The 23,325-nt window shown below is 74.2% G+C and carries 22 protein-coding genes; 14 read left to right on the top strand and 8 right to left on the bottom strand.

The genetic code is table 11. The annotated features are described in order from the left end of the window. Positions 1 to 8: 8 nt before the first annotated feature. Positions 9 to 785 carry a hypothetical protein gene (locus ACIQUR_RS12455; RefSeq protein WP_403662453.1) on the bottom strand — a complete coding sequence of 259 codons (777 nt, stop codon included), beginning with the start codon at positions 783 to 785 and terminating at the stop codon, positions 9 to 11. Between the two features lie 131 nt (positions 786 to 916). Here ACIQUR_RS12455 and ACIQUR_RS12450 point away from each other — a divergent pair, with 131 nt between their 5' ends. Then, positions 917 to 1,804 (top strand): DUF4097 family beta strand repeat-containing protein, encoded by an 888-nt coding sequence (locus ACIQUR_RS12450; RefSeq protein ID WP_403662450.1) that lies wholly within the window; start codon positions 917 to 919, stop codon positions 1,802 to 1,804. A gap of 1 nt (position 1,805) precedes the next feature. Further along, positions 1,806 to 2,768, top strand: coding sequence for a helix-turn-helix transcriptional regulator (locus tag ACIQUR_RS12445; RefSeq protein WP_403662447.1), 963 nt, complete (start codon positions 1,806 to 1,808; stop codon positions 2,766 to 2,768). 72 nt (positions 2,769 to 2,840) lie between these two features. Here the strand turns inward: ACIQUR_RS12445 and ACIQUR_RS12440 are convergent, their stop codons facing one another. The 4 genes from ACIQUR_RS12440 to ACIQUR_RS12425 all read right to left on the bottom strand — a co-directional run bounded on the left by ACIQUR_RS12440 (position 2,841) and on the right by ACIQUR_RS12425 (position 5,985). Then, the gene (locus ACIQUR_RS12440; protein WP_403662444.1) at positions 2,841 to 3,368 is read right to left on the bottom strand and encodes a Clp protease N-terminal domain-containing protein; all 528 of its coding nucleotides are present in this window, start codon (positions 3,366 to 3,368) and stop codon (positions 2,841 to 2,843) included. After that, positions 3,368 to 3,577: a helix-turn-helix domain-containing protein gene (locus tag ACIQUR_RS12435; protein WP_037851906.1), complete on the bottom strand. Its 210-nt coding sequence runs from the start codon at positions 3,575 to 3,577 to the stop codon at positions 3,368 to 3,370. Before ACIQUR_RS12435 ends, ACIQUR_RS12440 begins: the two co-directional genes overlap by 1 nt. A 71-nt stretch (positions 3,578 to 3,648) precedes the next feature. Further along, positions 3,649 to 4,611, bottom strand: coding sequence for a zinc-binding dehydrogenase (locus ACIQUR_RS12430; protein ID WP_403662440.1), 963 nt, complete (start codon positions 4,609 to 4,611; stop codon positions 3,649 to 3,651). 174 nt (positions 4,612 to 4,785) lie between these two features. Continuing rightward, positions 4,786 to 5,985 carry an NADP-dependent malic enzyme gene (locus ACIQUR_RS12425; RefSeq protein ID WP_403662437.1) on the bottom strand — a complete coding sequence of 400 codons (1,200 nt, stop codon included), beginning with the start codon at positions 5,983 to 5,985 and terminating at the stop codon, positions 4,786 to 4,788. Positions 5,986 to 6,514: 529 nt separating this feature from the next. Here ACIQUR_RS12425 and ACIQUR_RS12420 point away from each other — a divergent pair. Genes ACIQUR_RS12420 through ACIQUR_RS12410 form a run of 3 tightly spaced genes read left to right on the top strand, consistent with a single transcriptional unit; the run spans position 6,515 to position 9,209 of the window. Further along, positions 6,515 to 7,468, top strand: coding sequence for an ABC transporter substrate-binding protein (locus ACIQUR_RS12420; protein WP_403662434.1), 954 nt, complete (start codon positions 6,515 to 6,517; stop codon positions 7,466 to 7,468). 29 nt (positions 7,469 to 7,497) lie between these two features. Further along, complete coding sequence (locus ACIQUR_RS12415; RefSeq protein ID WP_403662431.1) at positions 7,498 to 8,445, top strand: amino acid ABC transporter permease; 948 nt, start codon at positions 7,498 to 7,500, stop codon at positions 8,443 to 8,445. Continuing rightward, on the top strand, positions 8,442 to 9,209 hold the full coding sequence (locus tag ACIQUR_RS12410; RefSeq protein WP_403662428.1) for an amino acid ABC transporter ATP-binding protein: 768 nt from the start codon (positions 8,442 to 8,444) through the stop codon (positions 9,207 to 9,209). The genes ACIQUR_RS12415 and ACIQUR_RS12410 overlap by 4 nt, the downstream gene beginning before the upstream one ends. Positions 9,210 to 9,326: 117 nt before the next feature. Here the strand turns inward: ACIQUR_RS12410 and ACIQUR_RS12405 are convergent, their stop codons facing one another. Beyond that, positions 9,327 to 10,088 carry a class I SAM-dependent methyltransferase gene (locus tag ACIQUR_RS12405; RefSeq protein WP_403662425.1) on the bottom strand — a complete coding sequence of 254 codons (762 nt, stop codon included), beginning with the start codon at positions 10,086 to 10,088 and terminating at the stop codon, positions 9,327 to 9,329. An 80-nt stretch (positions 10,089 to 10,168) separates the two neighbouring features. On the opposite strand from ACIQUR_RS12405, the gene ACIQUR_RS12400 reads away from it, so the two are divergent. After that, positions 10,169 to 10,798 (top strand): CGNR zinc finger domain-containing protein, encoded by a 630-nt coding sequence (locus ACIQUR_RS12400; RefSeq protein WP_403662422.1) that lies wholly within the window; start codon positions 10,169 to 10,171, stop codon positions 10,796 to 10,798. On the opposite strand, the gene sodX is transcribed toward ACIQUR_RS12400, so the two are convergent. Next, the gene (gene sodX, locus ACIQUR_RS12395; protein WP_403662702.1) at positions 10,702 to 11,142 is read right to left on the bottom strand and encodes a nickel-type superoxide dismutase maturation protease; all 441 of its coding nucleotides are present in this window, start codon (positions 11,140 to 11,142) and stop codon (positions 10,702 to 10,704) included. The genes ACIQUR_RS12400 and sodX overlap by 97 nt on opposite strands. Before the next feature lie 231 nt (positions 11,143 to 11,373). Here sodX and sodN point away from each other — a divergent pair, with 231 nt between their 5' ends. Then, positions 11,374 to 11,769, top strand: a complete 396-nt coding sequence (gene sodN / locus ACIQUR_RS12390) for a superoxide dismutase, Ni (protein WP_030209807.1) — start codon at positions 11,374 to 11,376, stop codon at positions 11,767 to 11,769. Positions 11,770 to 12,000: 231 nt separating this feature from the next. Here sodN and ACIQUR_RS12385 read toward each other — a convergent pair whose 3' ends face one another. Further along, positions 12,001 to 12,183, bottom strand: coding sequence for a DUF6104 family protein (locus ACIQUR_RS12385; protein WP_014176503.1), 183 nt, complete (start codon positions 12,181 to 12,183; stop codon positions 12,001 to 12,003). A 151-nt stretch (positions 12,184 to 12,334) separates the two neighbouring features. Here ACIQUR_RS12385 and ACIQUR_RS12380 point away from each other — a divergent pair, with 151 nt between their 5' ends. The 7 genes from ACIQUR_RS12380 to ACIQUR_RS12350 all read left to right on the top strand — a co-directional run bounded on the left by ACIQUR_RS12380 (position 12,335) and on the right by ACIQUR_RS12350 (position 23,290). Further along, on the top strand, positions 12,335 to 12,832 hold the full coding sequence (locus ACIQUR_RS12380) for a CU044_2847 family protein (protein ID WP_403662418.1): 498 nt from the start codon (positions 12,335 to 12,337) through the stop codon (positions 12,830 to 12,832). Continuing rightward, positions 12,829 to 15,132, top strand: a complete 2,304-nt coding sequence (locus tag ACIQUR_RS12375) for a trypsin-like peptidase domain-containing protein (protein ID WP_403662415.1) — start codon at positions 12,829 to 12,831, stop codon at positions 15,130 to 15,132. The genes ACIQUR_RS12380 and ACIQUR_RS12375 overlap by 4 nt, the downstream gene beginning before the upstream one ends. A 575-nt stretch (positions 15,133 to 15,707) precedes the next feature. Then, positions 15,708 to 16,697 carry an AAA family ATPase gene (locus tag ACIQUR_RS12370; RefSeq protein ID WP_403662412.1) on the top strand — a complete coding sequence of 330 codons (990 nt, stop codon included), beginning with the start codon at positions 15,708 to 15,710 and terminating at the stop codon, positions 16,695 to 16,697. A gap of 6 nt (positions 16,698 to 16,703) precedes the next feature. Next, positions 16,704 to 20,015, top strand: coding sequence for an SAV_2336 N-terminal domain-related protein (locus ACIQUR_RS12365; protein WP_403662409.1), 3,312 nt, complete (start codon positions 16,704 to 16,706; stop codon positions 20,013 to 20,015). A gap of 83 nt (positions 20,016 to 20,098) precedes the next feature. Continuing rightward, positions 20,099 to 20,287, top strand: coding sequence for an FxSxx-COOH cyclophane-containing RiPP peptide (fxsA, locus tag ACIQUR_RS12360; RefSeq protein ID WP_403662405.1), 189 nt, complete (start codon positions 20,099 to 20,101; stop codon positions 20,285 to 20,287). A gap of 541 nt (positions 20,288 to 20,828) precedes the next feature. Beyond that, on the top strand, positions 20,829 to 22,040 hold the full coding sequence (locus tag ACIQUR_RS12355) for an FxsB family cyclophane-forming radical SAM/SPASM peptide maturase (protein WP_403662402.1): 1,212 nt from the start codon (positions 20,829 to 20,831) through the stop codon (positions 22,038 to 22,040). Further along, positions 22,037 to 23,290, top strand: a complete 1,254-nt coding sequence (locus tag ACIQUR_RS12350; protein ID WP_403662399.1) for an HEXXH motif domain-containing protein — start codon at positions 22,037 to 22,039, stop codon at positions 23,288 to 23,290. The genes ACIQUR_RS12355 and ACIQUR_RS12350 overlap by 4 nt, the downstream gene beginning before the upstream one ends. Positions 23,291 to 23,325: the final 35 nt, after the last annotated feature.

Here is a 23,325-nt window from a genome sequence, read left to right as displayed (position 1 = left end):
GGTGGGCGTCAGGGACGGGGACGGTGGGGGTAGGCCAGGGAGAGGGTGCCGTGGGCTGTGAGGACGGCGCCGGCGGTGGCCCAGCCGGGGGAGCGGCGGTGGAGGGACCAGGCCAGTAGGGGGAGGCCGGCGGCCAGCTGGGCCGCGCCCAGGGCGCGGGCTCGGGGGCCGCGGAGCCAGGGGCCCAGAGGGCCGCTCTCGACCGCGTCGCGCCAGCCCGACCAGTCGACCGTCTCGGTGCCGGGCACCGTGCGGGCCGCTTCCCGGAGGCGGCCCGCCGGCCCGCCCGGGGTCAGGCCGGGCGGGAGGGCGAGCCCGGCGCGGGCCAGGAGGGCGGTCAGGCCCAGGAGTCGTGCCCGGCCGTCCGCGGACGGGTCGGGTTTGGTCAGGCGCTCCAGGTCCTCCAGGTCCAGTACGGGATCCAGTCCGAAGCGTGCGGCCAGGATGCGCATCGTGTCCGGGGCGCCGGCCGGCGTGCCGTCGGCCCGCCAGGCGTACGTCACCGTGCGGCGGAAGCCCGCGGCGACCGCGAAGCCGGTTTCGCCGTCGTTCCACCACAGGCCGATCGCCGGCCAGGGGGCGCCCACCGCGATTGCCGTGGCCCAGCCGGACAGCACGTCGTCGAGGGGCTCGCCGGCGTCCCGCCACGGCTTTCCCTCCGGCACCAGCGCGGTCCAGTCCCGGCCCGCGGGGGCCAGGAGGAGGGGCTCGCGCAGCAGGTGTGCGGAGGGGCGGACGGAGCGGGGGTCGGTGCGGCAGAGGAGGAGTCCGCCGGTGATCGTCATGGGCCCACATTACGGGCAAGGGGGGTGGATGCTGCCAATTCGGGCTTGCTTGACTTCTGATGGGCGCGATATATCGTGTTTGGCGAGGGACGCGATATGTTGCGTCGACCCGACGGAGGAGGATCAGCACGATGACACAGTCGACGTGGACGGTCGCCGAAGCCCAGAAGCTCGCGTTCGACGTGCCCGTGACGCAGGTCCGCGTGCGCGTCGTCAACGGCGCGGTGAACGTCGTCGGCACCGACGACGGCACCCCGGCCCGGCTGGAGATCGCCGGGGTCGAGGGCCCGCCGCTGCTGGTCACGCAGGACGGAGGCACCCTGACCGTCGGGTACGAGGACCTCACGCGCCAGGGCCTGAAGAAGTGGCTCGACCCCAAGGAATGGCGGAAGGCGCGCAGCGAGCTGCGCCGCAGCGCCGTGGTCACGCTCACCGTTCCGGCCGGCGCCCGGGTCGAACTGGCCGCGGTCGGCGCGGCGACCGTGGTCTCCGGCATCCGCGGCGGCACCGTGCTGCACGGCGTCAGCGGCGACAGCACCCTGGTGGGCCTGGCCGGCGAGGTGCGCGCCGACACCGTCTCGGGCGACGTCGAGGCCCAGGCCCTGGCCGGCGAGCTGCGCTTCCACTCGGTCTCCGGCGACCTCACGGTCGTGGACGGCGCCGGCTCGTCCGTGCGCGGCGAGTCCGTCAGCGGCGACATGGTGCTCGACCTCCCGTCCGGGACCCCGGCGGACATCGCGCTGACCTCGGTCTCCGGCCAGGTCGCGATCCGTCTGCCGCACCCCGCCGACACCCGCGTCGAGGCGAACACCGCCACCGGCAGCGTCTCCACCTCCTTCGACGACCTGCGGGTCTCCGGCCAGTGGGGTGCCAAGCGCATCACGGGTACCCTCGGCGCGGGCACCGGCACCCTCAAGGCCTCCACGGTCTCGGGCTCGATCGCGCTGCTGCGCCGCCCGCGCTCCGCCGAGGACGGCCCCGACGCCACGCCCCTCGCTCTCGACAAGAAGGTGCTCTGACATGCCGCCCGTCTTCGCCCACGGCCGTCTGCGCCTGTACCTCCTCAAGCTGCTCGACGAGGCCCCGCGTCACGGGTACGAGGTGATCCGCCTCCTGGAGGAGCGGTTCCAGGGCCTGTACGCGCCCTCCGCGGGCACGGTCTACCCCCGGCTGGCCAAGCTGGAGGCCGAAGGCCTGGTCACGCACGCCACCGAGGGCGGCCGCAAGGTCTACTCGATCACCGACGCCGGCCGCGAGGAGCTGGCCGGCCGCGGCGGCGAGCTGGCCGACCTGGAGGTGGAGATCCGCGAGTCGGTCTCCGAGCTGGCCGCGGAGATCCGCGACGACGTCCGCGGCGCCGCGGGTGACCTGCGTCGCGAGATGAAGGCCGCGGCGGCGGCCTCCGAGCACCGCCGCGAGGAGAGCTTCGCCGAGAGCGAGGCCTGGCTGAAGGCCAAGGAGGAGCTGCGCCGCGCCAAGCACGAGTGGAAGGAGCAGGCCCGCCGCGCCAAGGACGAGAGCCGCCGGGCCCGCGAGGAGGCCCAGACGGCCCGCCGCCAGGCCAGGGAGGCCCAGGAGAAGGCCCGCGAGGACGTCCAGCGGATCGCCCGCCAGCTGCAGGAGCAGTTCACGCGGGCCGGGGTGCGCGGCGGCTTCTCCGAGTTCACCACGCAGCTCGGCGACCTGGCCCGGGAGGCGACCAACGCCTTCCTGAAGACGGACCCGGCGGACGCGTCCGCCAAGGGCGCTCCGGGCTGGACCGTCGACGTCGAGCGGGCGCCCGAGGGCTCCCCCGACTGGGCCGCCGACCTGGCGCCGACCGGTGACCCGGCACGCGACCTCGACCGCCTGCTGGACCGCTTCCGCGACGACGCGCGGGACGCGGCCCGGGACCACGGGGTCACCGACGAGCAGCTCCGCGAGGCCCGGGAGCACCTCTCGACCGCGGCCGCCCGGCTCGGGGCGCTCCTCCGCGACCGCTGAGCCGATACATCAAGGGCCCGGCCCCCGTCACCGGCGGTGACGGGGGCCGGGCCCTGTGCGGTCGTCGTGCCGTCAGGCCTCCGGGCCCGCCAGGACGTGCTCCACGCGCTCGTACGTCACCCCGTGGTCTGCCAGTACGTCGCCCACGGCGCCCGGCCGGGCGATCAGGGCCAGCAGCAGGTGCTCGGTGCCGATGCGCCGGTCGCGCCGGCCCAGCGCGACCCGCAGCGACTGCTCCAGCACCGACTTGGCCCCGGCCGTGAACCTGCGGTGGTTCGACCAGCGCCGGGTCCGGGGCGCGGGGCCGGCCAGCGCGCCGGCGCCGTGGGTCGCCTCGACGCGGGAGACGATCTCGGTGAGGTCGATCCCGAGGCCCGCGAGGGCCTCCTCGTCGGCCTTGCTGAGCCCTCCACGCCGCCGGTTCTCGGCGAGTGCGGCGGCGAGCGCCCCGGTGTCCACCCCGAGGGAGGTGAAGGGCGCCCGCTCGGCCAGGGCCAGCAGGACGTGCTCCTCGGAGACCACCGCCGAGCCGGTGCGCTCGGCGTGCCCGACCGCCCCCTCGACGGCCTCCCGGGCCTCCCGTGTGAACCTCTCGAACATCACTGCCTCCCGTACTTCTTGTGCACGGCCTGCCTGCTGACGCCCAGCTCCGCCGCGATCTCCTGCCAGGACCAGCCCTGGTTCCTCGCGCTGCGGACCTGGACGGCCTCCAGCTGCTCCAGCAGTCGCCGCAGCGCGGCCACCGCCCGGAGCCCGACACGCGGGTCCCGGTCACCGGCCCGCTCGGCGAGATCGGTTGCATCCGTCATGGCGTCAACTTTGGTTGACGCCATGACGGATGTCAACCCTGGTTGACGGCCGGGTGGGAGGCGGGAGGAGGTCAGACGGTGAGCACGACCTTGCCGAAGAGGTCGCCGGAGGCCATCCGCTCGAAGCCCTCACGAGCCCGGTCCAGCGGCAGCACCTGGTCGATGACCGGCCGGACCCCGGTGGCGGCGCAGAAGGCGAGCAGGTCCTCCAGCTCGTCCTTGGAGCCCATCGTGGAGCCGACCACCTTCAGCTCCAGGAAGAAGATCCGGGTCAGCTCCGCGTGTGAGGGGCGGTCGCCGCTGGTCGCGCCGGAGATCACGATCGTCCCGCCGGGCCGCAGGGACTTCACCGAGTGCGACCAGGTGGCCGCGCCGACCGTCTCGATCACCGCGTCCACGCGCTGCGGAAGCCGCGCGCCGGGCTCGTACGCCTCCAGCGCGCCCAGCTCCACCGCGCGCTTGCGCTTGGCCTCGTCGCGGCTGGTCGCGAAGACGCGCAGCCCCGCCGCCCTGGCCAGGACGATCGCGGCGGTCGCGACGCCGCCGCCGGCGCCCTGGACGAGCACGGAGTCGCCGGGGCGCACCCCGGCGTTGGTGAAGAGCATCCGGTAGGCGGTCAGCCACGCCGTCGGGAGGCAGGCGGCCTCCTCGAAGGACAGCTCGGCGGGCTTGGGGAGGACGTTCCAGGCGGGGACGGTGACCTGCTCGGCGAAGGTGCCCTGGTAGCGCTCGGTCAGGATGGAGCGGGGCTCGTCCGGGCCGACGCCGTGGCCGCTCTGGCCGATCACGGAGTGCAGGACGACCTCGTTGCCGTCCTGGTCGATCCCGGCGGCGTCGCAGCCGAGGATCATCGGGAGCTTGTCCTCGCCGAGGCCCACCCCGCGCAGCGACCACAGGTCGTGGTGGTTCAGCGAGGCGGCCTTGACGTTCACGGTCACCCAGCCGGGACGGGCCTCGGGGGCCGGGCGCTCGCCCAGCTCAAGGCCGCTCAGCGGCTGGTCACGGTCGATGCGGGCGGCATAGGCGGCGAACATGACACGGACGCTACCGCCCGGTAGTCGCCCGCTTCCAGACCTTCCGGCGGACGGAGGGTGAGTTCTTCGTCGCACTCCGGGGGCGCGCGCGGTAGGGCCCCGGCACGTGGAAAGGGCCGCGTCCGGTTCCCTGGGGGGACCCGGCGCGGCCCTCGTGCGAGCGGTGTCCGCGGATCAGATCCGGGCCACGCCCTCCTCGCGGGCGGCGGCGGCCACGGCGGCGGTGACCGCCTCGGCGACGCGCTCGTCGAAGGGCGAGGGGATCACGTAGTCGGCGGCGAGCTCGTCACCCACGACGCCGGCGATGGCGTCGGCGGCGGCGATCTTCATGCCCTCGGTGATCCTGGAGGCGCGGACCTTGAGCGCACCGGCGAAGATGCCGGGGAAGGCCAGCACGTTGTTGATCTGGTTCGGGAAGTCGCTGCGGCCCGTGGCCACGACGGCCGCGTACTTGTGCGCGACGTCCGGGTGGACCTCCGGGTTCGGGTTGGCCATGGCGAAGACGAAGGCGTCCTTGGCCATGGTGGCCACCGCCTCCTCGGCCACGGTGCCGCCCGAGACGCCGATGAAGACGTCGGCGCCCGCGAGGGCGGACTCCAGCGAGCCGGTGAGGCCGGTCTTGTTGGTCAGCCCGGCGATCTCGGCCTTGACGTCCGTCAGGTCGGCACGGTCGCTGGAGACGACGCCCTTGCGGTCCGTGACGCACACGTCGCCGATGCCCGCGTCCACGAGGATCTTGGCGATGGCGATGCCCGCGGCGCCGGCGCCGGAGATGACCGCGCGCAGGTCGCCCAGGGTGCGGCCGGTCAGCTTGGCCGCGTTCCGCAGGGCGGCCAGCGTCACGATGGCCGTGCCGTGCTGGTCGTCGTGGAAGATCGGGATGTCCAGCTGCTCCTGGAGGCGGCGCTCGATCTCGAAGCACCGCGGTGCCGAGATGTCCTCCAGGTTCACGCCGCCGAAGGAGGGCGCGAGGCGGACCACGGTCTCGATGATCTCTTCGGTGTCCTTGGTCGCGAGCGCGATCGGAACCGCGTCGACGCCGCCGAACTGCTTGAAGAGGATGGCCTTGCCCTCCATCACGGGGAGGGAGGCCTCGGGCCCGATGTCACCGAGTCCGAGCACCGCGGTGCCGTCGGTCACCACGGCGACCACGTTGGACTTCCAGGTGTACTCGTGAACGAGTTCGGGCTGCTCGGCGATGGCGGTGCACACCTTGGCCACGCCGGGCGTGTAAGCGAGGGACAGGTCGTCCTTGTCACGGACCGGCACGGTGGCCTGCACGGCCATCTTTCCGCCGCGGTGCAGCGCGAAGGCCGCATCCGGATTGTTGTCCGTAACGCTGTCGCTGCGAGGATTGACGATCTCCGCTGCCACTTGTTTGACCCCTTAAGTCTTTATCGGTTGAGGGTGGCCACTCCTGGTTGCGGAGTGGGCGGGCACCGCGTTCGAGCTCCGGTTCCGCCGACGGGTGAGCCGGCTTCCCGCGGAGGGGAGGTTCGTACGCGCGGGCGCGCCGCACACGCGCCCTGAGCCCCCGGATGAGGGGTGTAAGGATCTGTTCTACCCGAAGAAGGCTCGCCCAGACGAGTCGATTCCGCCTTGATCCTACGGGCATTGTCCGGTTTACCCGGAAAGTTCGGCAGACCCGGTCCAGCACCCGAGACGAACCGCAAAAACCGCGGTGTCCCGGGGGTTACGCGCCAGAAACTTCTGTGGCGATCACCCTTGTCCGCAGTCCTGTTGCCTCAACCCCGCCTCTCGTTATCCGATTTTGACCTGGCTGGCCGTCTGATTCCCGCAGTCCGAATGGCAAGATGCGGAATCACACGAGGTCGCGACACTCGAAGGTGCGTGCCCGACCCTCATTTCGGCCGCTTTCCATCCCTGCCGGAGGAACAAGCTCATGACCGCAAGCACCACCCGTCGTACGACCGCCGCCCGGTCCCGGATCGCCGCGGTCGGCGCCATCGCGGTCGCAGGCAGCCTCCTGCTGACCGCCTGTGGCGACCAGACCGACAGCGGCTCCGGCAGCACCAAGGAGTCCCCGAACTCCAGCAGCGCGCCGCTGTTCGCCAAGCTCCCCAAGAAGATCCAGGACGCGGGCGTCATCAAGGTCGGCACCGACGCCGCGTACGCCCCGATGGAGTTCGTCGAGGGTGGCAAGATCGTCGGCGTCGACCCCGACCTCGGTCAGGCCCTGGCCAAGCAGCTCGGCGTCAAGTTCGAGTTCGTGTCCGGCACCTTCGACGGTCTGATCACCTCGATCTACACCGGCCGCCAGGACCTGATCATGTCCTCGATGACGGACAACAAGAAGCGTCAGGAGGGCCTGGACGACTCGGGCAAGAAGATCGGCAAGGGCATCGACTTCGTCGACTACTTCAGCTCCGGCGTCTCGCTCCTCGTCAAGAAGGGCAACCCGCAGAACATCAAGTCCCTGGACGACCTCTGCGGCAAGACCGTCGCCGTCCAGCGCGGCACGATCTACGAGGACACCTTCAAGGCCCAGGCCGCCAAGTGCGGTGACAAGAAGCTCACCATCCAGGCCTTCGACACCGACGCCGAGGCGCAGACCCGCGTCAAGGCCGGCGGCGCCGTGGCCGACCTGAACGACTACCCGGTCGCCGCGTACATCGCGAAGACCTCCGGCGGCGGCAACGACTTCGAGGTCGCCGGCAGCCAGAGCGACGTCGGCCTCTTCGGCATCGGCGTCTCCAAGGACAACCCCCAGCTCCGTGACGCCGTCAAGGAAGCCCTCGACGCCATCATCAAGGACGGCTCCTACGCCAAGGTCCTGGAGAAGTGGGACGTCAAGGACAGCGCCGTCCAGTCGGCCACCATCAACGCCGGCAAGTGATCTCAGCGCTCCACTGAAGGGCAGTCATTGTGACTGACAAGATCGACAAGGGTCCGGCCGCCGCACCGGCCGGGCCCGGCGCCTCGGGTACTCCGTACGAGGCGATCAAGGCCATCCCCGTGAGGCACTACGGCCGCTGGATCAGCGCCGTCGTGGTCGTCGCGCTGCTCGGCTGGCTCGTCTACGCCTTCTCCCAGGGCAACATCATCTGGGACACGGTCTGGGACAAGCTGTTCGACCCCGCGGTCCTGAACGGACTGTGGAACACCGTGCTGATCAGCGTCGCCGCCATGGCCCTCGGCCTGGCGCTCGGCATCCTCTTCGCGGTGATGCGCCTCTCGAAGAACCCGGTCACCGGGGCCGTCGCCTGGCTCTACATCTGGTTCTTCCGCGGCACCCCGGTGTACGTGCAGCTCCTCGTCTGGTTCAACCTCTCGCTGATCTTCGAGTACCTCAACCTCGGGCCGATCTACAAGAACGAGATGGTCGAGGTCATGACCCCGTTCATGGTCGCGCTCCTGGGCCTCGGCCTGAACGAGGGCGCGTACATGGCGGAGATCGTCCGCGCGGGCATCCAGTCCGTCGACGAGGGCCAGACCGAGGCGGCGCACGCCCTCGGCATGTCGCAGACCAAGACCATGCGGCGGATCGTCCTGCCGCAGGCCATGCGCGTGATCGTGCCCCCGACGGGCAACGAGTTCATCAACATGCTCAAGACCTCGTCGCTGGTCTCGGCGGTCCAGTACACCGAGCTGCTGCGCGCCTCGTCCAACATCGGCAACACGGCCGGCGCCGTCATGGAGATGCTCTTCGTGGCCTCCATCTGGTACCTCGCCCTCACGAGCGTGTTCAGCGTCGGCCAGTACTACCTGGAGCGCCGATTCGCCCGCGGCTCGACGCGCAACCTGCCGCCCACCCCGTGGCAGCGCGTCAAGGCCAACCTGAACATGTTCCGCCGTACGGAGGTGGCCCGATGACCGGCGAGCCCATGGTCAAGGCCGAAGGCGTCCACAAGTCCTACGGCGCCGCCCACATCCTGCGCGGCATCGATCTGGAAGTCGCCCCGCGCGAGGTCTTCTGCCTGGTCGGCCCGTCCGGCTCCGGCAAGTCCACCTTCCTGCGCTGCATCAACCACCTGGAGCGGATCAACGGCGGCCGCCTGTCGGTCGACGGCCAGCTGGTGGGCTACAAGCAGAAGGGCGACAAGATCTACGAGCTGAAGGACAGCGAGGTCGCGGCCCAGCGCCGGGACATCGGCATGGTCTTCCAGCGCTTCAACCTCTTCCCGCACATGACGGCGATCGAGAACGTCATGGAAGCCCCGGTCATGGTCAAGGGCGAGAGCAAGGCCACGGCGCGTGAGCGCGCCGTACGCCTCCTCGACCGCGTCGGCCTGGGCGACAAGGGCGGGAACTACCCCTCGCAGCTCTCCGGCGGCCAGCAGCAGCGCGTGGCCATCGCCCGCGCGCTGGCCATGGAGCCCAAGCTGATGCTCTTCGACGAGCCCACCTCGGCGCTCGACCCGGAGCTGGTGGGCGACGTCCTCGACGTCATGCGGGACCTGGCCGAGTCGGGCATGACCATGATCGTGGTGACCCACGAGATGGGCTTCGCCCGCGAGGTCGGCGACTCCCTCGTCTTCATGGACGGCGGCGTCGTGGTCGAGTCCGGCCACCCGCGCGACGTGCTGGGCAACCCGCAGCACGACCGCACCAAGGCGTTCCTGTCCAAGGTGCTGTAAGCAGGATCGTTTGCGCCGCAGGGGCGGTACGGGTCTCCGTACCGCCCCTGCGGCGTTTTCCCGCGGAACGATTCCGGTCTGCTGTCCGGTTTCCCGTCCGGTTTCCCGTCCGGTTTCCTACTTCAGGCCGAGGACCAGCGCGTCGGACGGCGAGCGCCAGACCGTGCGGGCCTCGGCGAAGCCGGCCTCGCGCAGCGTCCGCACGTGCCATTCCGCGGACGGGGTGTCGCCGTCCGCGTGCTCGCCGTAGATCTCGAACCGGCGCGCGGTCGGCCCGGCCAGCACCGGGTCCTTCGCGGCCAGCGCCCACCAGTCCGCCCAGTCCAGCGCGCCCGCCGCCCGGGCCCGCTCCATGCCGGCGTGCCGGTGGGCGCGCTCGGCGGCGTTGATCCGCGGGGTGCCCTCGTCCTTCATGTGGTCGGCGTTCATGAAGACGCCGCCCTCGCGTACGAGCGGGGCCAGCCGGCGGTACAGCGCCGCGAGGGGCTCGCTGTGCAGCCAGTGCAGGGCGGTGGCGGTCAGCACGGCGTCGTAGGAGTCGTACGGAAGCCGCGCCGCCCAGTCGGGGTCCTTGAGGTCCGCGGTGACGAAGGTGACCCGCGGGTCCCCCGCGAAGTGTCCCTCGGCGATGGCGAGCAGGGCGGGGTCCAGATCCACTCCGGTGCTCACGGCATCCGGGAACCGCTTGAGGGCCCGATCCGTGATACTTCCCGTACCGCACGCCAGATCGAGGATGCGCGGTGCGGGGCCCACCAGGGCCTCGACCATGTCCAGCATGACCCGGAAGCGCTCCTCGCGGTCCGGCATGTACCACTCCTGCTGGCGGTCCCAGCTCTCCTGCCAGGCCTGCCAGTCGGTACCGGTCGTCGTCTCGCCCATCCCGAACCCCTCTGTACGTAATACCCTCGAAGCACTATCAGTCGTTACTGAACCTAGACTGCCGCCGTTAAGGACTACAAGTGGAACTGGCCTATTACTCGGACTACGCCGTGCGCCTGGTCAACAGCGAGGAGCCGGCCCGCAACAAGGACACGCTCACCTCGGTGGAGGCGGTCCGCGCCCTCTTCGGTGACAGCTCCCCGGCGGCCCGGCGGGCCACGGACGCCGACGTCACCCGCTTCCGGTCGGTCCGCGCCCGGCTCCGCGCGATCTTCGAGGCCGCCGACACCGGCGACCAGACCCTCGCGGTGGACCTGCTCAACTCGCTGCTGCTGGAGTTCCCCGTCAGCCCGCAGATCTCCGGGCACGACCACCTCGACGAGGAGGGCCGGCCGCGCTGGCACATGCACCTCGCCGACCACCCCTCCAACGCCACCGCGGGGTACGCGGCCATCGCCTCCATGGGCCTGGCCTTCCACCTCACCGAGTACGGCGCCGACCGCCTCGGTCTCTGCCAGGCCGCGCCCTGCCGCAACGCCTACCTCGACACCTCGACCAACCGGTCGCGCCGCTACTGCTCCGACCGCTGCGCCACCCGTGCGAACGTCGCCGCCTACCGCGCCCGCAAGCGCCTGGAGGCCGAGCGGTCGGAGAGCACCGGCCGCAGCGCCGACAGCGCCCAGGAGAGCCGGGCCGGGAGCGAGGTCTGATCGGGCCGCCGCGGGCGGAAGCGCAGCCGCACGGTCGCCAGGACCAGTTCCTCGGGGACCGTGCCGTAGTCGGTGCTGTCACCGCCCGCGAACGCGTTGTCGCCCAGCACCCACCAGCCGCCGTCCCGCCGTTCGGCGGCCCGCTTGACCACCAGCAGGTCCTGCTGGAAGGGGTGGCGCAGGATCACCACCTGCCCGGGGCGCACGGCCGCCCCGTACCGCACGAGCAGCCAGTCGCCGTCGTACAGGGTCGGCACCATCGAGGGTCCGGACACCTCCACGGTCCGGAACGGCACGCGGAGGGGCAACCGCAGCGGCACCTTCGACACCCACTCCCTCGACATCCAGTCCCTCGGCACCCAGTCCCTCGGCACCCAGTCCCGCGGCCACCCCTTCGGCCACTCCATCGGCACGTGACACCTCCCGGCACGCCCACGGCGAATCCCGTACGTTCGCTCACCGGTCCCATCCTGACCCTGGACTTTTGTCCTAAGCCCATGGGGGCGGCCGCGAAATCGGCTTTCTCACGGAGTAATCTCCCACCTGAGAAGACGATCACGAGGAGGACAAGCTCAATGCTTTCCCGCCTGTTTGCCCCCAAGGTGAAGGTCAGCGCCCACTGCGACCTGCCCTGCGGTGTCTACGACCCGGCCCAGGCCCGGATCGAGGCCGAGTCGGTCAAGGCCGTCCAGGAGAAGTACCAGGCCAACGAGGACGCCGACTTCCGCGCCCGCGCCATTGTCATCAAGGAGCAGCGCGCGGAGCTCGCGAAGCACCACGTCTCGGTGCTGTGGAGCGACTACTTCAAGCCCCCGCACTTCGAGAAGTACCCGCAGCTGCACACGCTGGTCAACGACACCCTGAAGGCCCTCTCGGCCGCGAAGGCGTCGAACGACCCGAAGACCGGTGAGAAGGCGCTCGAGCTGATCGCCGAGATCGACCGCATCTTCTGGGAGACCAAGCAGGCCTGACCAGGCCCGCGGCTGACCCGCCACGCGAAGGCCCGGCCGGAGTACGCTCCGGCCGGGCCTCTCGTGTGTCTGGGGGGCGGGGGTGCGGGCGATGCGGGCGGTGCGGGCGATGCGGGCCGGGGGTGCGCCCTGAGGTGCGCCCTGAGGTGCGCCCTGTTCGGGTCGGGGTTGTGCCCCGCGCCCCGTTCGGGTCGGGGCTGTCCCTCGTTCCGCGCTGCTCGCCGTTCCGCGCTACTCGTCCTCGTCCTCGTCGTCCAGGCGGGCCAGCCAGGTCGCCAGGCGCTCCACCGGCACCTCGAAGTCCGGGTTGAGGTCGACGAAGGTGCGGAGCTGTTCGGCGAGCCACTCGAAGGTGATCTCCTCCTCGCCGCGCCGCTTCTCCAGCTCCTCGATGCCGCGATCGGTGAAGTACACAACAGGCTCCGTGTCGAGTGGGGGTCATTCCCGGCCAGGATAATCCGCATTTCCCGGTGGCCTCGCGCGCGCCCCCGGGCGGCGCTAGCCTGAACTGCTTCAACACGCTTGGGCCGGAGGCAGGTTGGTCCACGGGGGGCGGGGGCGGGAATTGGGAACGTCCGACGGGCTGACCAGCATCGAGCTGGACGGCCGGACCGTGTTCGTGCGCGTCGACGGCGCCGACCAGCTGCCCGCGGTGCCGGGCCAGGGCAAGTACACCGACACCGGCAGGCTCTCCGAACGGGTGGCCCTCCAGGTCGCCGGACTCGACGACCTCATCCGCGGCGTCGCCGGCAGCGTGCGCCACGCCACCGAAGGCCTCGAACCCCAGGAAGTCAGCGTCGCCTTCGGCATCGAGCTGACCGTCAAGAGCGGGAAGATCGTCTCCCTGCTCGCCGACGGCGAGGGGAAGGCCGCCCTCACGATCACCCTCACCTGGCGCCCCGACGAGCCCGCGGACGGGCCTGCGGGTGTGGTGGAGGGACGTGCGGCGGACGGGCCTGTGGGTGCGGTGGAGGGGCGCGCGGCGGACGGGCCTGTGGTGGACGGGCCTGCGGCGGAGGTACGTGGGACGGGCGGGGAGCGGGGCGAGGGGGCACGCGCGTGACGTACGGGCGCACGGGCGACTCCGGGCGCGCCGCCTTCGAGATCCTCGATCCCCTGGTCCTGGCCGCGACCGTACGCGTCCACGCCCCGCCCGACGGGTATGGGGAACCCAGGACCGACGACACCTGGGGGAGCGGCTTCTTCATCGCCCCCGGCTGGGTCCTGACGTGCGCGCACGTCGTCGGGGAGGGAGGGGGTGGCGCGGTGCGGATCGTCGGGCGGGAGATCGGCATCACCTTCGCCTCGGGCGACGGCGGCGCCACCGGCACCGTGGCCGGCCGCGTCGAGTGCGTCCTGCCCGAGACGGCCGGCGAGCGGCGGCCGGCAGGGATGTGGCCCGCGCCCGACCTCGCGCTCGTCCGCGTCCTCGATCCCGTCGACCACACCTGCGTCTGGCTCACCGACCGGCCCCGGGTCAACCGCTTCGCCGACGTGGCCTACTTCGGATGCACGGACGACACCGGCGTCCCCGACATCACCGGGCGCCCCACCCGGCTGCGCGGCGAGGCCGGGCGCGGGGCCCTGCTCCGGCTCGGCGCCGAGGACGAGATCGAACCGGGGATGTCCGGCGGCCCGGTGGTCGACCTGGAGCGCGGCGAGGTCATCGGCGTCGTCAAGGCCCGCCGCAACGACCTCGGCGGCGGGCTGGCCGTCGCCGTCACCCAGCTCCGTACCCTCCCGATGTCCGCGAAGAGCCGGATGGGGCTGTACCGCCGGGTCATGCGGGCCCATGACCGGTACCACTCCGACCAGCACCAGAGCGACCAGAACACCCGCCCCACCTGGACCGACGCGCAGCTCAGGCTCCAGATGGAGGGCGGGGGTGGAGGTGGGGGCGCGGGTTTGGGTGTGGGTCTGGGCGCGGGTTTGGGTGTGGGCGCGGGTCCGGGTGGGCTGGGTGGGGGTGCGCTGGGCGGGCTGGGTGGGCTGGGTGGAGGTGGCGTGGGCGGCGGATCCAGGCTGACCGCGGCCGAACGCGTCACGCTGACCGGTCTGCTCGCCGAACTCCCGCCGCCCGCCTCCTCCGAGGCCGTCCAGAGCCTGGTCGACGTCGTACGCGGCGAGGAGTGGACCGGCCTGACCCCGGCGCCGCTGAGCTGGCGGGACGGCCTGGGCATGCTCTACGACCCGCCCGGCGCGGGCGGCGAGGCCGCGGCCATGCTGCGCTACGCCACCGAGGTGTCCCTCGCCGAGCACCGCGAGCCGGTCGCGCCCGGTGCCGACGAGGACCTGTGGGACTGGGTGTACGAGACCGCCGGCGGCCGCTTCTGGCGCGGGCTGCGGAAGGAACTCGGCGACCGCCACGAGGCCGGGCTGCGCACCCGTCCCGCCCGCGGCCACGTGCCGGCCGCCGGTGCCGCCCCGCCCTCTCCGTACGGCACCGGCCTGCCGGCCGGCCCCAGCGTGCTGCTGGAGGCGTGGGCGCACGGCTGGGAGGACATGTACGACTGGCGGGTCTCGGTGCTGCTGGGGCCGGAGCACGTGGCGCCGGTCGACTCGGGTGTACGGGCCACCCTGCGCGGTCTGCCGGACGCGCTGCGGGCGCCGCTCGCGGAGGGCTTCCGGCGGTGTGACACCGCCGACGCGGCCGCGCTCCTGGAGGTGGCCGTGGCGCCGGAGCTGTTCACCCTGGACGTCGACGAGTGGACGGTGTCCGGCGGGGTGCCGCTGGGGGTGCAGCGGCCGGTGGTGTTCCGGTATCCGGGTGGGGGTGGGGGTGGGGGTGGGCTGGGGGTTGTGTCTGAGGTTGGGGCTGGGAATGGGTTTGGGGCTGGGGCTGGGGCTGGGGCTGGGGCCGGGGCTGGGTTTGGGGTTGGGGCTGGGTTTGGGGCTGGGTTTGGGGCGGGTGAGGGGCTGGGGGAGGTCGGCGATGCGTTTCGGCGGCGGGCCGAGCGGTGGGCCCGGGTGATGGCCGGTCCGGTGCAGGAGGGGCGTGCGGACTGCCGGGGCGGGCGGGCGCGTACTCCGCCCTTCGGCTGGCTGACCGCCCTGCCCGAGCACACGGTGGCCGTGCACTGCCGGATGGGTTCCCTGCACGCCGTGCAGCGTGCCGGGTACGGGGTGCTGCTGTGCCGGCGCCCGCCGGCCGGCGGGGCCTCGTGCGCGCCCTTCCACCGCGGGGTGCGCGAGGAGCTGGCCGAGGCGGTGCGCGGCGACACGCTGCCCCTGCGGTTGCAGGCGCTGCGGGTGCGGGCCCACGGGCGGGACCCTGACGCGTACTGGGCCACGGGGATGGGGCTGGTCTGGGACGACCCGGCGCGCCCGCTGCCGGATGACGAGCCGTTGCAGGGGGACTTGTGAGCGGCCAGAACTGGTTCTGGGTTCGGGATGCCGTGGGTTCCCTGGCGGGCTCAGCCGATGTGCCGGTGCCGCCGCCCCCCGGAGCTTCGGCGGGTGGGTCGTGTGGTGTGTGGGTCCCCTCGGTGCTTGACCCGTCGTGGCCTGCAGGCCCAGCGGCAGGCCCACCCCTGGGGCTTTGGGGCTTCGCCCTGGCCTTCGGCCACCCCAGGCCCGGGCCTGCCTCCGGTCCAGCCTGCCACGACGCCTCAAGCACCTGCCCCACACACCACACGACCCACCTGGGCGGCCAAGGGTTGTGCGGGGGTGGAGTGGGCGCGGCCACGCCGGTATTGCCCCGGCGGGGGGCTGGAGCGCTTCGCCTTGGCTTTCGGCTGCCCCAGGCCCGTGCCTGCCCCCGGGCCGGCCTGCCACGACGGGTCGAGCACCTGCCCCACACACCACACGACCCACCTGGGCGGCCAAGGGTCGTGCGGGGGAGTGGGGTTGGGGAGGCGGTATCCGGCGGGGTGGGTGTGTTTCGGGGCCTGGCGGGGGCAGATGCGGGGGCTACACGGTGACGGCGTCAGGAGGCGCACGTGAGTGAGGAATGGCTCATCTACCGCGGAGTCGGCGAGCCGCACGACCGGATCGACGAACTGCCACCGCCGCCGCCCTGGCGGGACTTCGACGGGGGGCCTCCCGTCGAGGCGGGGCCCGGTTCCGAGGAGTCCGCGACGGCCGCCACGCGGCGGCTCGGGGCGCACCGGCACGCCGCCGAGTTGCACCGGCCCGAGCCGGAGGAGTTGGAGGCCATCAACGCTGCTCTCTACCTGCGGCGGCCGTTGCTCGTCACCGGGCATCCCGGTACCGGCAAGTCGACGCTCGCCCACGCGGTCGCCCACGAGCTGAAGCTCGGCCGGGTGCTGCGCTGGCCCGTGGTGTCGCGGACCGTGCTCCAGGAGGGGCTGTACCGGTACGACGCCATCGCGCGGCTCCAGGACGTACAGCTCGGCGGTGCGCCGGGGATCGGCAGGTACATCCGGCTCGGGCCCCTCGGGACGGCCCTGCTGCCCACCGAGCGGCCGCGCGTGCTGCTCATCGACGAGCTGGACAAGAGCGACATCGACCTGCCGAACGACCTCCTCAACGTCCTGGAGGAAGGGGAGTTCGCGATACCCGAGCTGGAGCGGGTGGCCGACATCGAGCCCGAGGTGCAGGTGCTGACCGACGACGGTGCCAAGGTCACCGTCCGGGACGGCCGGGTCCGCTGCCGGGCCTTCCCGTTCATCATCCTGACCAGCAACGGCGAGCGGGAGTTCCCCGCCGCCCTGCTGCGCCGCTGCATCCAGCTCAAGCTCGGCCCGCCCGGCGAGAAGCGGCTGGCCACCATGGTCACGGCCCACCTCGGTGAGGAGGCCGCCCGGCTCGGCGCGGACCTGATCCGGGAGTTCCTCGGCCGCGCCCAGACCGAACTGGTCGCCGCCGACCAGCTGCTGAACGCGATCTACCTCACCCACCACGCCGCCCCGCCCACCCGGGAGGACCTCGCCGACCTGCTCATCCAGCGCCTCGACCGTTCGAGGTGACCCCCCGTGACCGCGTCCGCCGACCCGGCGCCCGAACTCCGCAGGCTCGCCCGGCTGCTGCGCGCCGCCGGGCTCGACCCGTCGGCGGAGGAACTCGCCGACGCCCTCTGGCTGGCGGCCCGGCGGACCGGCCGGCCCGCCGGGGACGTCCCGCCGGCCGGTGAGGGCGGCCCCGGAGCCGAGCCGGGGGAGTCCGGGCGGGAGGACGCCGTCCCGGTGCCCGCCAGGCCGCCCGTGACGCCGCCGGTGCCCGGGGCGGACGGGGTCGTCACCCTGTATCCGGAGGACCGCTCCGTGCCCGCCCCGGTGCCGTCCGGGGCACCGGTCGTGCCGCGGACCGCCGTCCCCGTACGGGTTCCCGCGGCCGGGGCCCTGCCCCGCATCCAGGACATCCAGCGGGCCCTGCGCTCCCTGCAGCGCCGCAGGCCCCCCGCCCCGCCCGTCCGCCTGGTGCTCGACGAGGAGGCCACCGCCGAGGCCAGCGCCCGCGCCCTGGGCCTGGCCATCCCCGTGATGCGGCCCGAGACCCGACGGGAGACCACGCTGCGGCTGGTCATGGACGCCTCCCCGTCCATGGCCGTCTGGCGGGACATGTTCGACGACCTGCGGGCGGTCTGCGAGCGGCTGGGCGCCTTCCGCGACGTACAGGTCCATTACCTGCACCGGCTGCCCGAGGGCACCGCCGCCGTCGGCCGCGCGCCCGGACCCGGCACCCGGGTCTGGTCGGGGGACCGGCTGCGCGACCCCACCGGGCGCGGCCTCACCATGCTGGTCAGCGACTGCGCCGGGCCCGTGTGGCGGGAGGGCGAGGCGCAGCGCCTGCTGCACCGGTGGACCGAGTGCACGCCGTCCGTCATCGTCCAGCCGCTGCCCCAGCGCCTGTGGAGCCGCACCTGGCTGCCCACCGAGCGGGGCCGGCTCGCCCGTACCGAGGACCCGGCGGGCCCGCTGTCCTTCGTGCCCGACCGGCCCACGCCGCACGGCCGTCCCACCGGCGGCCTGGCCGTGCCCGTGCTGCCGCCCAGCGCGCCGGCGCTGGGCGCCTGGGCCCGGCTCGTCGCGGGGCTCGGCGCGGGCGAGGTGCCGGCCGAGGTGGGACGGGTCCTGGCCGACCACCCGGGTGTGCCGCTGCCGCCGCCCCGGGCCGCCCGGCCGCCCCGCGAGTTGGTCCGCCGGTTCCGCTCGTCGGCCGCGCCCCGGGCCGTGCGGCTGGCCGTCTACCTGTCCGCCGCTCCCCTGAACCTGCCGGTCATGCGGCTGGTCCAGCGCACGATGCTGCCCGACTCCGAGCCCTCCGACCTGGCCGAGGTGCTGCTCAGCGGGCTGCTGCGGCGCAGCGGTCCGGTGCCGGGGGAGTGGTACGAGTTCGTCGAGGGCGTCCAGGACGTGCTGCTGGGCCCGCTGGGCCGGGACGAGGCCGCCCTCGTCCTCAAGCACTGCTCCGAGTACGTGCTCCAGCACTTCGGCCGGGGCGTCCGCAACTTCCCCGCGCTGGCCGTCGCCGAGCTGACCGGGGTGCCGGTGCCCGCGGCCGCTCCGGACGGCGGGACCGAGCCGCCCCGGCTGCCCGCCGCCCGGCTCCCGCAGGCCTTCGCCCAGGTGTCCGCGAAGGTGGTGCGCCGGTACGTGCCGCAGCCGCCGGCCGTGGCCGAGGGGGCCGAGGACCGGCACACCCCCGCCCCGACCCGGGAGGAGGCGCTGGCCATCGCCCGGGACCGGCTCGCCGTGTTCCACCGGGACGGCAGCCGCAACGCCCTGCACCAGGCCGTGACGGTGCTGCGGCGGGCCACCGCCGTGCCGCCCGGGCCCGGGAACACCGCGGGGGAGGCCGAGACGGAACTGGCCGGCGCGCTGCTGACCCTGTGGGGCGCCCAGCGCGACCCCGAACTCCTCGCCGAGGCCGAGCGGGTCACCCGTACCGTGGCCCACCTGCCCGGCATGGTCCGGGCGCGGGCGGTGCTGGGCCGGGTGCTGTACGAGCGGGCCACCGACCCCGCCGCCGGGGCGGCCGGGGACCCCGGGGCCGCCGCGGAGCTGCTGGCCGCCGCCGACCGGGAGTTCGCGGCCGTCGGCGCGGTGCCGGGCGTCGAGCGGGAGCTGCGGCGGGACTGCGTGCTGCGGCGGGCCGAGGCGCTGGGCCGGCTGGGCGGGCTGCGGGACGACCCGGAGGCCCTGCGGGAGGCGCAGGCCGCGCTGGAGGAGTACGAGCGGGCGGAGCGGGCCCTGGGCGGTGGGCCCGACGCGGGGCTCGACCTGGTGCTGGGGCGGGTGCTGCTCGGGCTCGCCGACCGTGCCGGGGACGACGCCGAGCGGGAGGAGCTGGCCGGCCGGGCCGCGGTGCGGCTGGAGGCGGGGCTCGCGGCGCTGCCCGGAGCGGTGCCCGGCCGGGGCGGTGACCCCGGGGCCGGGCGGGAGGGTGGTCCGGGGGCGGCGGAGCGGCTGGAGCGGGCGCGGGCCCGGCTCGACCTGGCCACCGTCCTGAGGCACCTGCCCGGGCGGCTCGACGAAGCCCCCGGGCTGCTGGCCGAGGCGCTGGACGAGGCGGAGGGCGAGCCGGAGCTGCGGCTGGCCGGGCTGGTGTGCCTGGCGCGGGTGCACCGGGCCCGGTACGCGAGGGACGGGGTGCCCGGGGCGCTGGAGGAGGCGGCCGACGCGTACGCCAGGGCCCGCAGGCTGATCCCGCGGGACGCCGAGGCGTACGGCGAGCTGCTGCCCGAATGGGGCGACGTGCTGCTGGAGCGGGCCCGGGCCGCGGACGGGCGCCGGTTCGTCTCCGCCGCCGTACGGGTGCTGCGCGAGAGCCGCGCCGCCGTGCCCCAGTCCGACGCCCGCGCCGCCCGGCGGCTGTCGCGGCTGGCCGCGGGCCTGCGGCTGCGCCACGCGTACGAGGGGGACCTGGTCGACCTGCGGGAGGCCGAATACCTGCTGGAGCTGGCCGTACGGCAGAGCCGGAGCCCCCTGGAGGAGGCGGGGGCCTGGCGCGAGCACGGCGACCTCCAGCAGGAGATCCACGCCCACACCCGGTCCGCGGACCGCCTGGAGCGGGCCGCCGACTCGTACCGCCGGGCCTGGCGCGCCGCCCTGGAGACCGGCCCGGGTGAGCGCCGCGGCACCGCCCAGGCCCTCGCGGCGCGCGTGCAGGAGCTGCGCGGGGAGGTCCTGGAGCGGCTCGGCCGGCCCCGGGCCGCGCTCGACGCGTACCGCGCGGCGCTGGAGCTGTGGCAGCGGCTCGACCCGGCCGGCACCGCGACGAGGCCGGACGCGGAGCGCCGGGCGGCGGTCCGTGCGCGGGTCCGTGCGCTGGGAACCGCCTCCTGAGCGCCGCTGTTTCCGGGGGCCGGAGCTTGGGAAAGTGGACTGGACCGTACAGACGGTCGATTCAACAGGGGGAGAAGGAGCTGATGGTGACAACCCGTCATGAACCGGCCGGGCGAGCGGGCCGCGGGCTGCTGCCCGATCTCTCCGGGCTGGATCTGGCCACGCTGCGCGGCATCGACCACGCGGTCCTGGCGGAGGTGATCGAGGGCATGGTGGAGCGGGTCAGCCACCCCGCCGAGGTGCTCTGCGACTACGACCAGAAGGCCTCCTGACCCGGGGGCAGTTGACCGCTTTCCGCCGTTAGGGGGCCGGGGGCGCAGGGCAGGGATGGAACGTCCGCGGGGGGAGGGACAGCCGATGAGGACCAGCGCGGAAGCGGGCCGCGGCGCGCGGCCGGACGCCGCCCCGGCGACACCCCCCGCCGCCGGCCCCCCTCGGCCCCCCGCCCCCGCCGGGACGGCCACACCCCCGACCGGCAGGCCCCCCGGGCCCCCCGCGCAAGCAGGCCCGGACGAGGACGCCCCGGCGGGCGAGCCGGCCGGCGCCTCCTGGCGCGGTGGCGGCGGGGCGGGGGTGCGAGGGGTCGTGGAGGGGCTCGCGGGAGGTGGCCGCGGTGTGCGGGCCACGGCGGAGCCGGCCGGCCGGGCCCCGGGCGCCGCTGGGCGGGCCGGTGGCGGCGTGGTGGCGCGGGCCGGGGGCGGGGCGGCCGCGGGCGGTGCGGTGACGGAGACTGCGGGCGGTGCGGTGACGGGCGCGGTCCCGGACGGTGGCGGCGCGGCGGGAACCAGTGCTCGTGGCGTGGGGGTGGGCGACGTGCATCGGCGGCACGCCGCGTGGCCCTATGCGCGGCTCGACGTCCCCGCCCTGCGGGCGGCCGGCCACCGGCCCCACCCCCTGCGGCAGTTCGTCCTCAAGACCCACAGCCGGTGCAACCTCGCCTGCACCTACTGCTACGTCTACACGATGGCCGACCAGTCCTGGCGCGCCCGGCCCGCCGTGATGGCCCCCGCCGTCCAGGACCTCGCCGCCCGCCGGATCGCCGAGCACGCCCGCGCCCACCGCCTCACCCGCGTGGACCTCGTCCTGCACGGCGGCGAACCCCTCCTCGCCCCCGCCGCCGAACTCACCGGCCCCGTCGACCGGGTGCGCGCCGCCCTCGACCCCGGGACCCGGCTCACCGCCACCGTGCAGACCAACGCCACCCTCCTCACCCCCCGCCGCCTCGACGCCCTCGCCGCCGCCGGGATCCGGGTCGGCGTCAGCCTCGACGGCGGCCTGCCCGGCCACAACGCCCGCCGCGTCGACCACTCCGGCCGGCCCGCCTTCGCCGCCGTCGCCCGGGGCCTGCGCCTGCTGGCCCGGCACCCCGAGAGCTACGCCGGACTGCTCTGCGTCGTCGACCTGCGCCAGGACCCGGTGGAGACGTACCGCTCCCTGCTCGCCTTCGGCCCGCCCGCCATCGGCCTGCTGCTGCCCCTGGCCAACTGGAGCACCCCGCCCCCGGGCGCCGCCCCCGGCCGCACCCCGTACGGCGACTGGCTCACGGCCGTCTTCGACCAGTGGTGGCAGGGCGAGGTACGGCGCACCCGCGTCCGGCTCTTCGAGGAGGTCATCGCCCTGCTGCTCGGCCTGCCCAGCGCCAGCGAGGCCCTCGGTCTCGCACCCGCCGCCACCGCGGTCATCGAGACCGACGGCAGCCTCGAACAGGCCGACACCCTCAAATCGGCCTACGAGGGCGCCGCCGACACCGGCATGCGGCTCGACACCCACAGCTTCGACGACCTCCTCGACCACCCCGGCCTCGCCGCCCGCCAGCTCGGCAGCGCCGCACTCGCCCCCGAGTGCCGCGGCTGCGAACTCCTCGCCGTCTGCGGCGGCGGCCTCTACCCGCACCGCTACCGCGCCCGCGCCGGCTTCCGGCACCCCTCGGTGTACTGCGCCGACCTCCAGGTCCTCATCCGGCACATCGCCGGCGCCCTCCACGCGGCCGCCACCGCGGAACCCGCCCAGGAGCTCGCCTCGTGACCGGCACGTCCCTGCCCGCACCCCTCAGCGCCGACGGCCCCGTCCTGCGCGAACTGGCCAGCACCGAACCCTCCGCCGAGGGCGCCCGGCTGCTGCGCCACGCCCGCCACAGCAAGCGCCTCCTGCTGCTGCGCGCCGTGCTCGACGCCGCGCCCGGGCCCGAGGCGGCCGACCACTGGGCCCTCCTCGAAGAGGCCGAACGCCACGACCCCACGGCCGTCCACGACGTCCTGCACTACCCCTCCACCGGCGTCTGGGCCGAGGAGACCCTGCGCCGCCTGCACGCCCCCGAGGGCGACGCGCCCCCGCCCGACCTCGGCCACCTCGGCGCCCTCGCCGTGGCCGCCGCCCTGCGCGCCGGCGTCTCCTTCAAGACCGCCCTGCGCCCCGTCCAGGGCCGCCTCGCCCTGCCCACCCTCGGCCTCCTGCGCCCGCCCCGCCCCGGCACCCTCGCCCTCACCGAACGCTCCTGGGACCCGCAGGACCCCGCCGCCCTGCCCCTGCACGCACTGCCGGGCGGCCGGACCGTCCTGGACGACCTCGACCCGTACCGGGCGCCCGCCGGGCACCACGCCACCCAGCCCGCCCGCCGGCTCACCCCCCGCGGCCACCGCCGCTGGGACACCCAGTGGTCCGCCGCCCTCACCCTCCTCGACCGGTACGACCCCGCCCGGGCCGCCGAGGCCGCCGGACTGCTCCGCTCGATCGTGCCGCTCGCCGGCGCCTCCCGCTCCAGCGGCGCCACCCTGCCCGCCGCGCCCGGCACCGTCCTCGTCCGGGTCCAGTCGCCGCCCGCCCTCGCCGCCACGCTGGTCCACGAACTCCAGCACGGGAAACTCACCGCCCTCGGCGACCTGGTCACCCTGCACACCGCCGACCGCACCCCCCGCCACTGGGCCCCCTGGCGCAGCGATCCCCGCCCGTTCGAGGGACTTCTGCACGGCACGTACGCCCACCTGGCCCTGGCCCGCTACTGGCAGCGCGCCGCCCTCTACGGCGCCCGCGGCGCCTGGGCCGCCCACGCCCGCCACCGCGCCCAGGTGGCCGCAGTCCTCCCCGGACTCCAGCGCTCCCCGCAACTCACGCCCGCCGGACGCGAGTTCACCCGCGCCATGGCCGAGGCCGAGGCCGCCATGGACGAGCTGCCGCCCCCGGGCGACCAGTACGCCACAGCCCGCGCCGCCCTCGCCCGCGAGCGACGGGGGTGGGCGGACGCCCACCCCCAACTCGCCGCCGTCACACCGGGTTGACCTCCCGTGACCTGCGGTATCTTTCCCCCCGTCCA

The organism is Streptomyces sp. NPDC101132 (assembly GCF_044759225.1).
Taxonomy (GTDB): domain Bacteria; phylum Actinomycetota; class Actinomycetes; order Streptomycetales; family Streptomycetaceae; genus Streptomyces.
The sequence above is the reverse complement of the archived record's forward strand: the minus strand, read 5'-3'. Positions and strand labels throughout refer to the sequence as shown.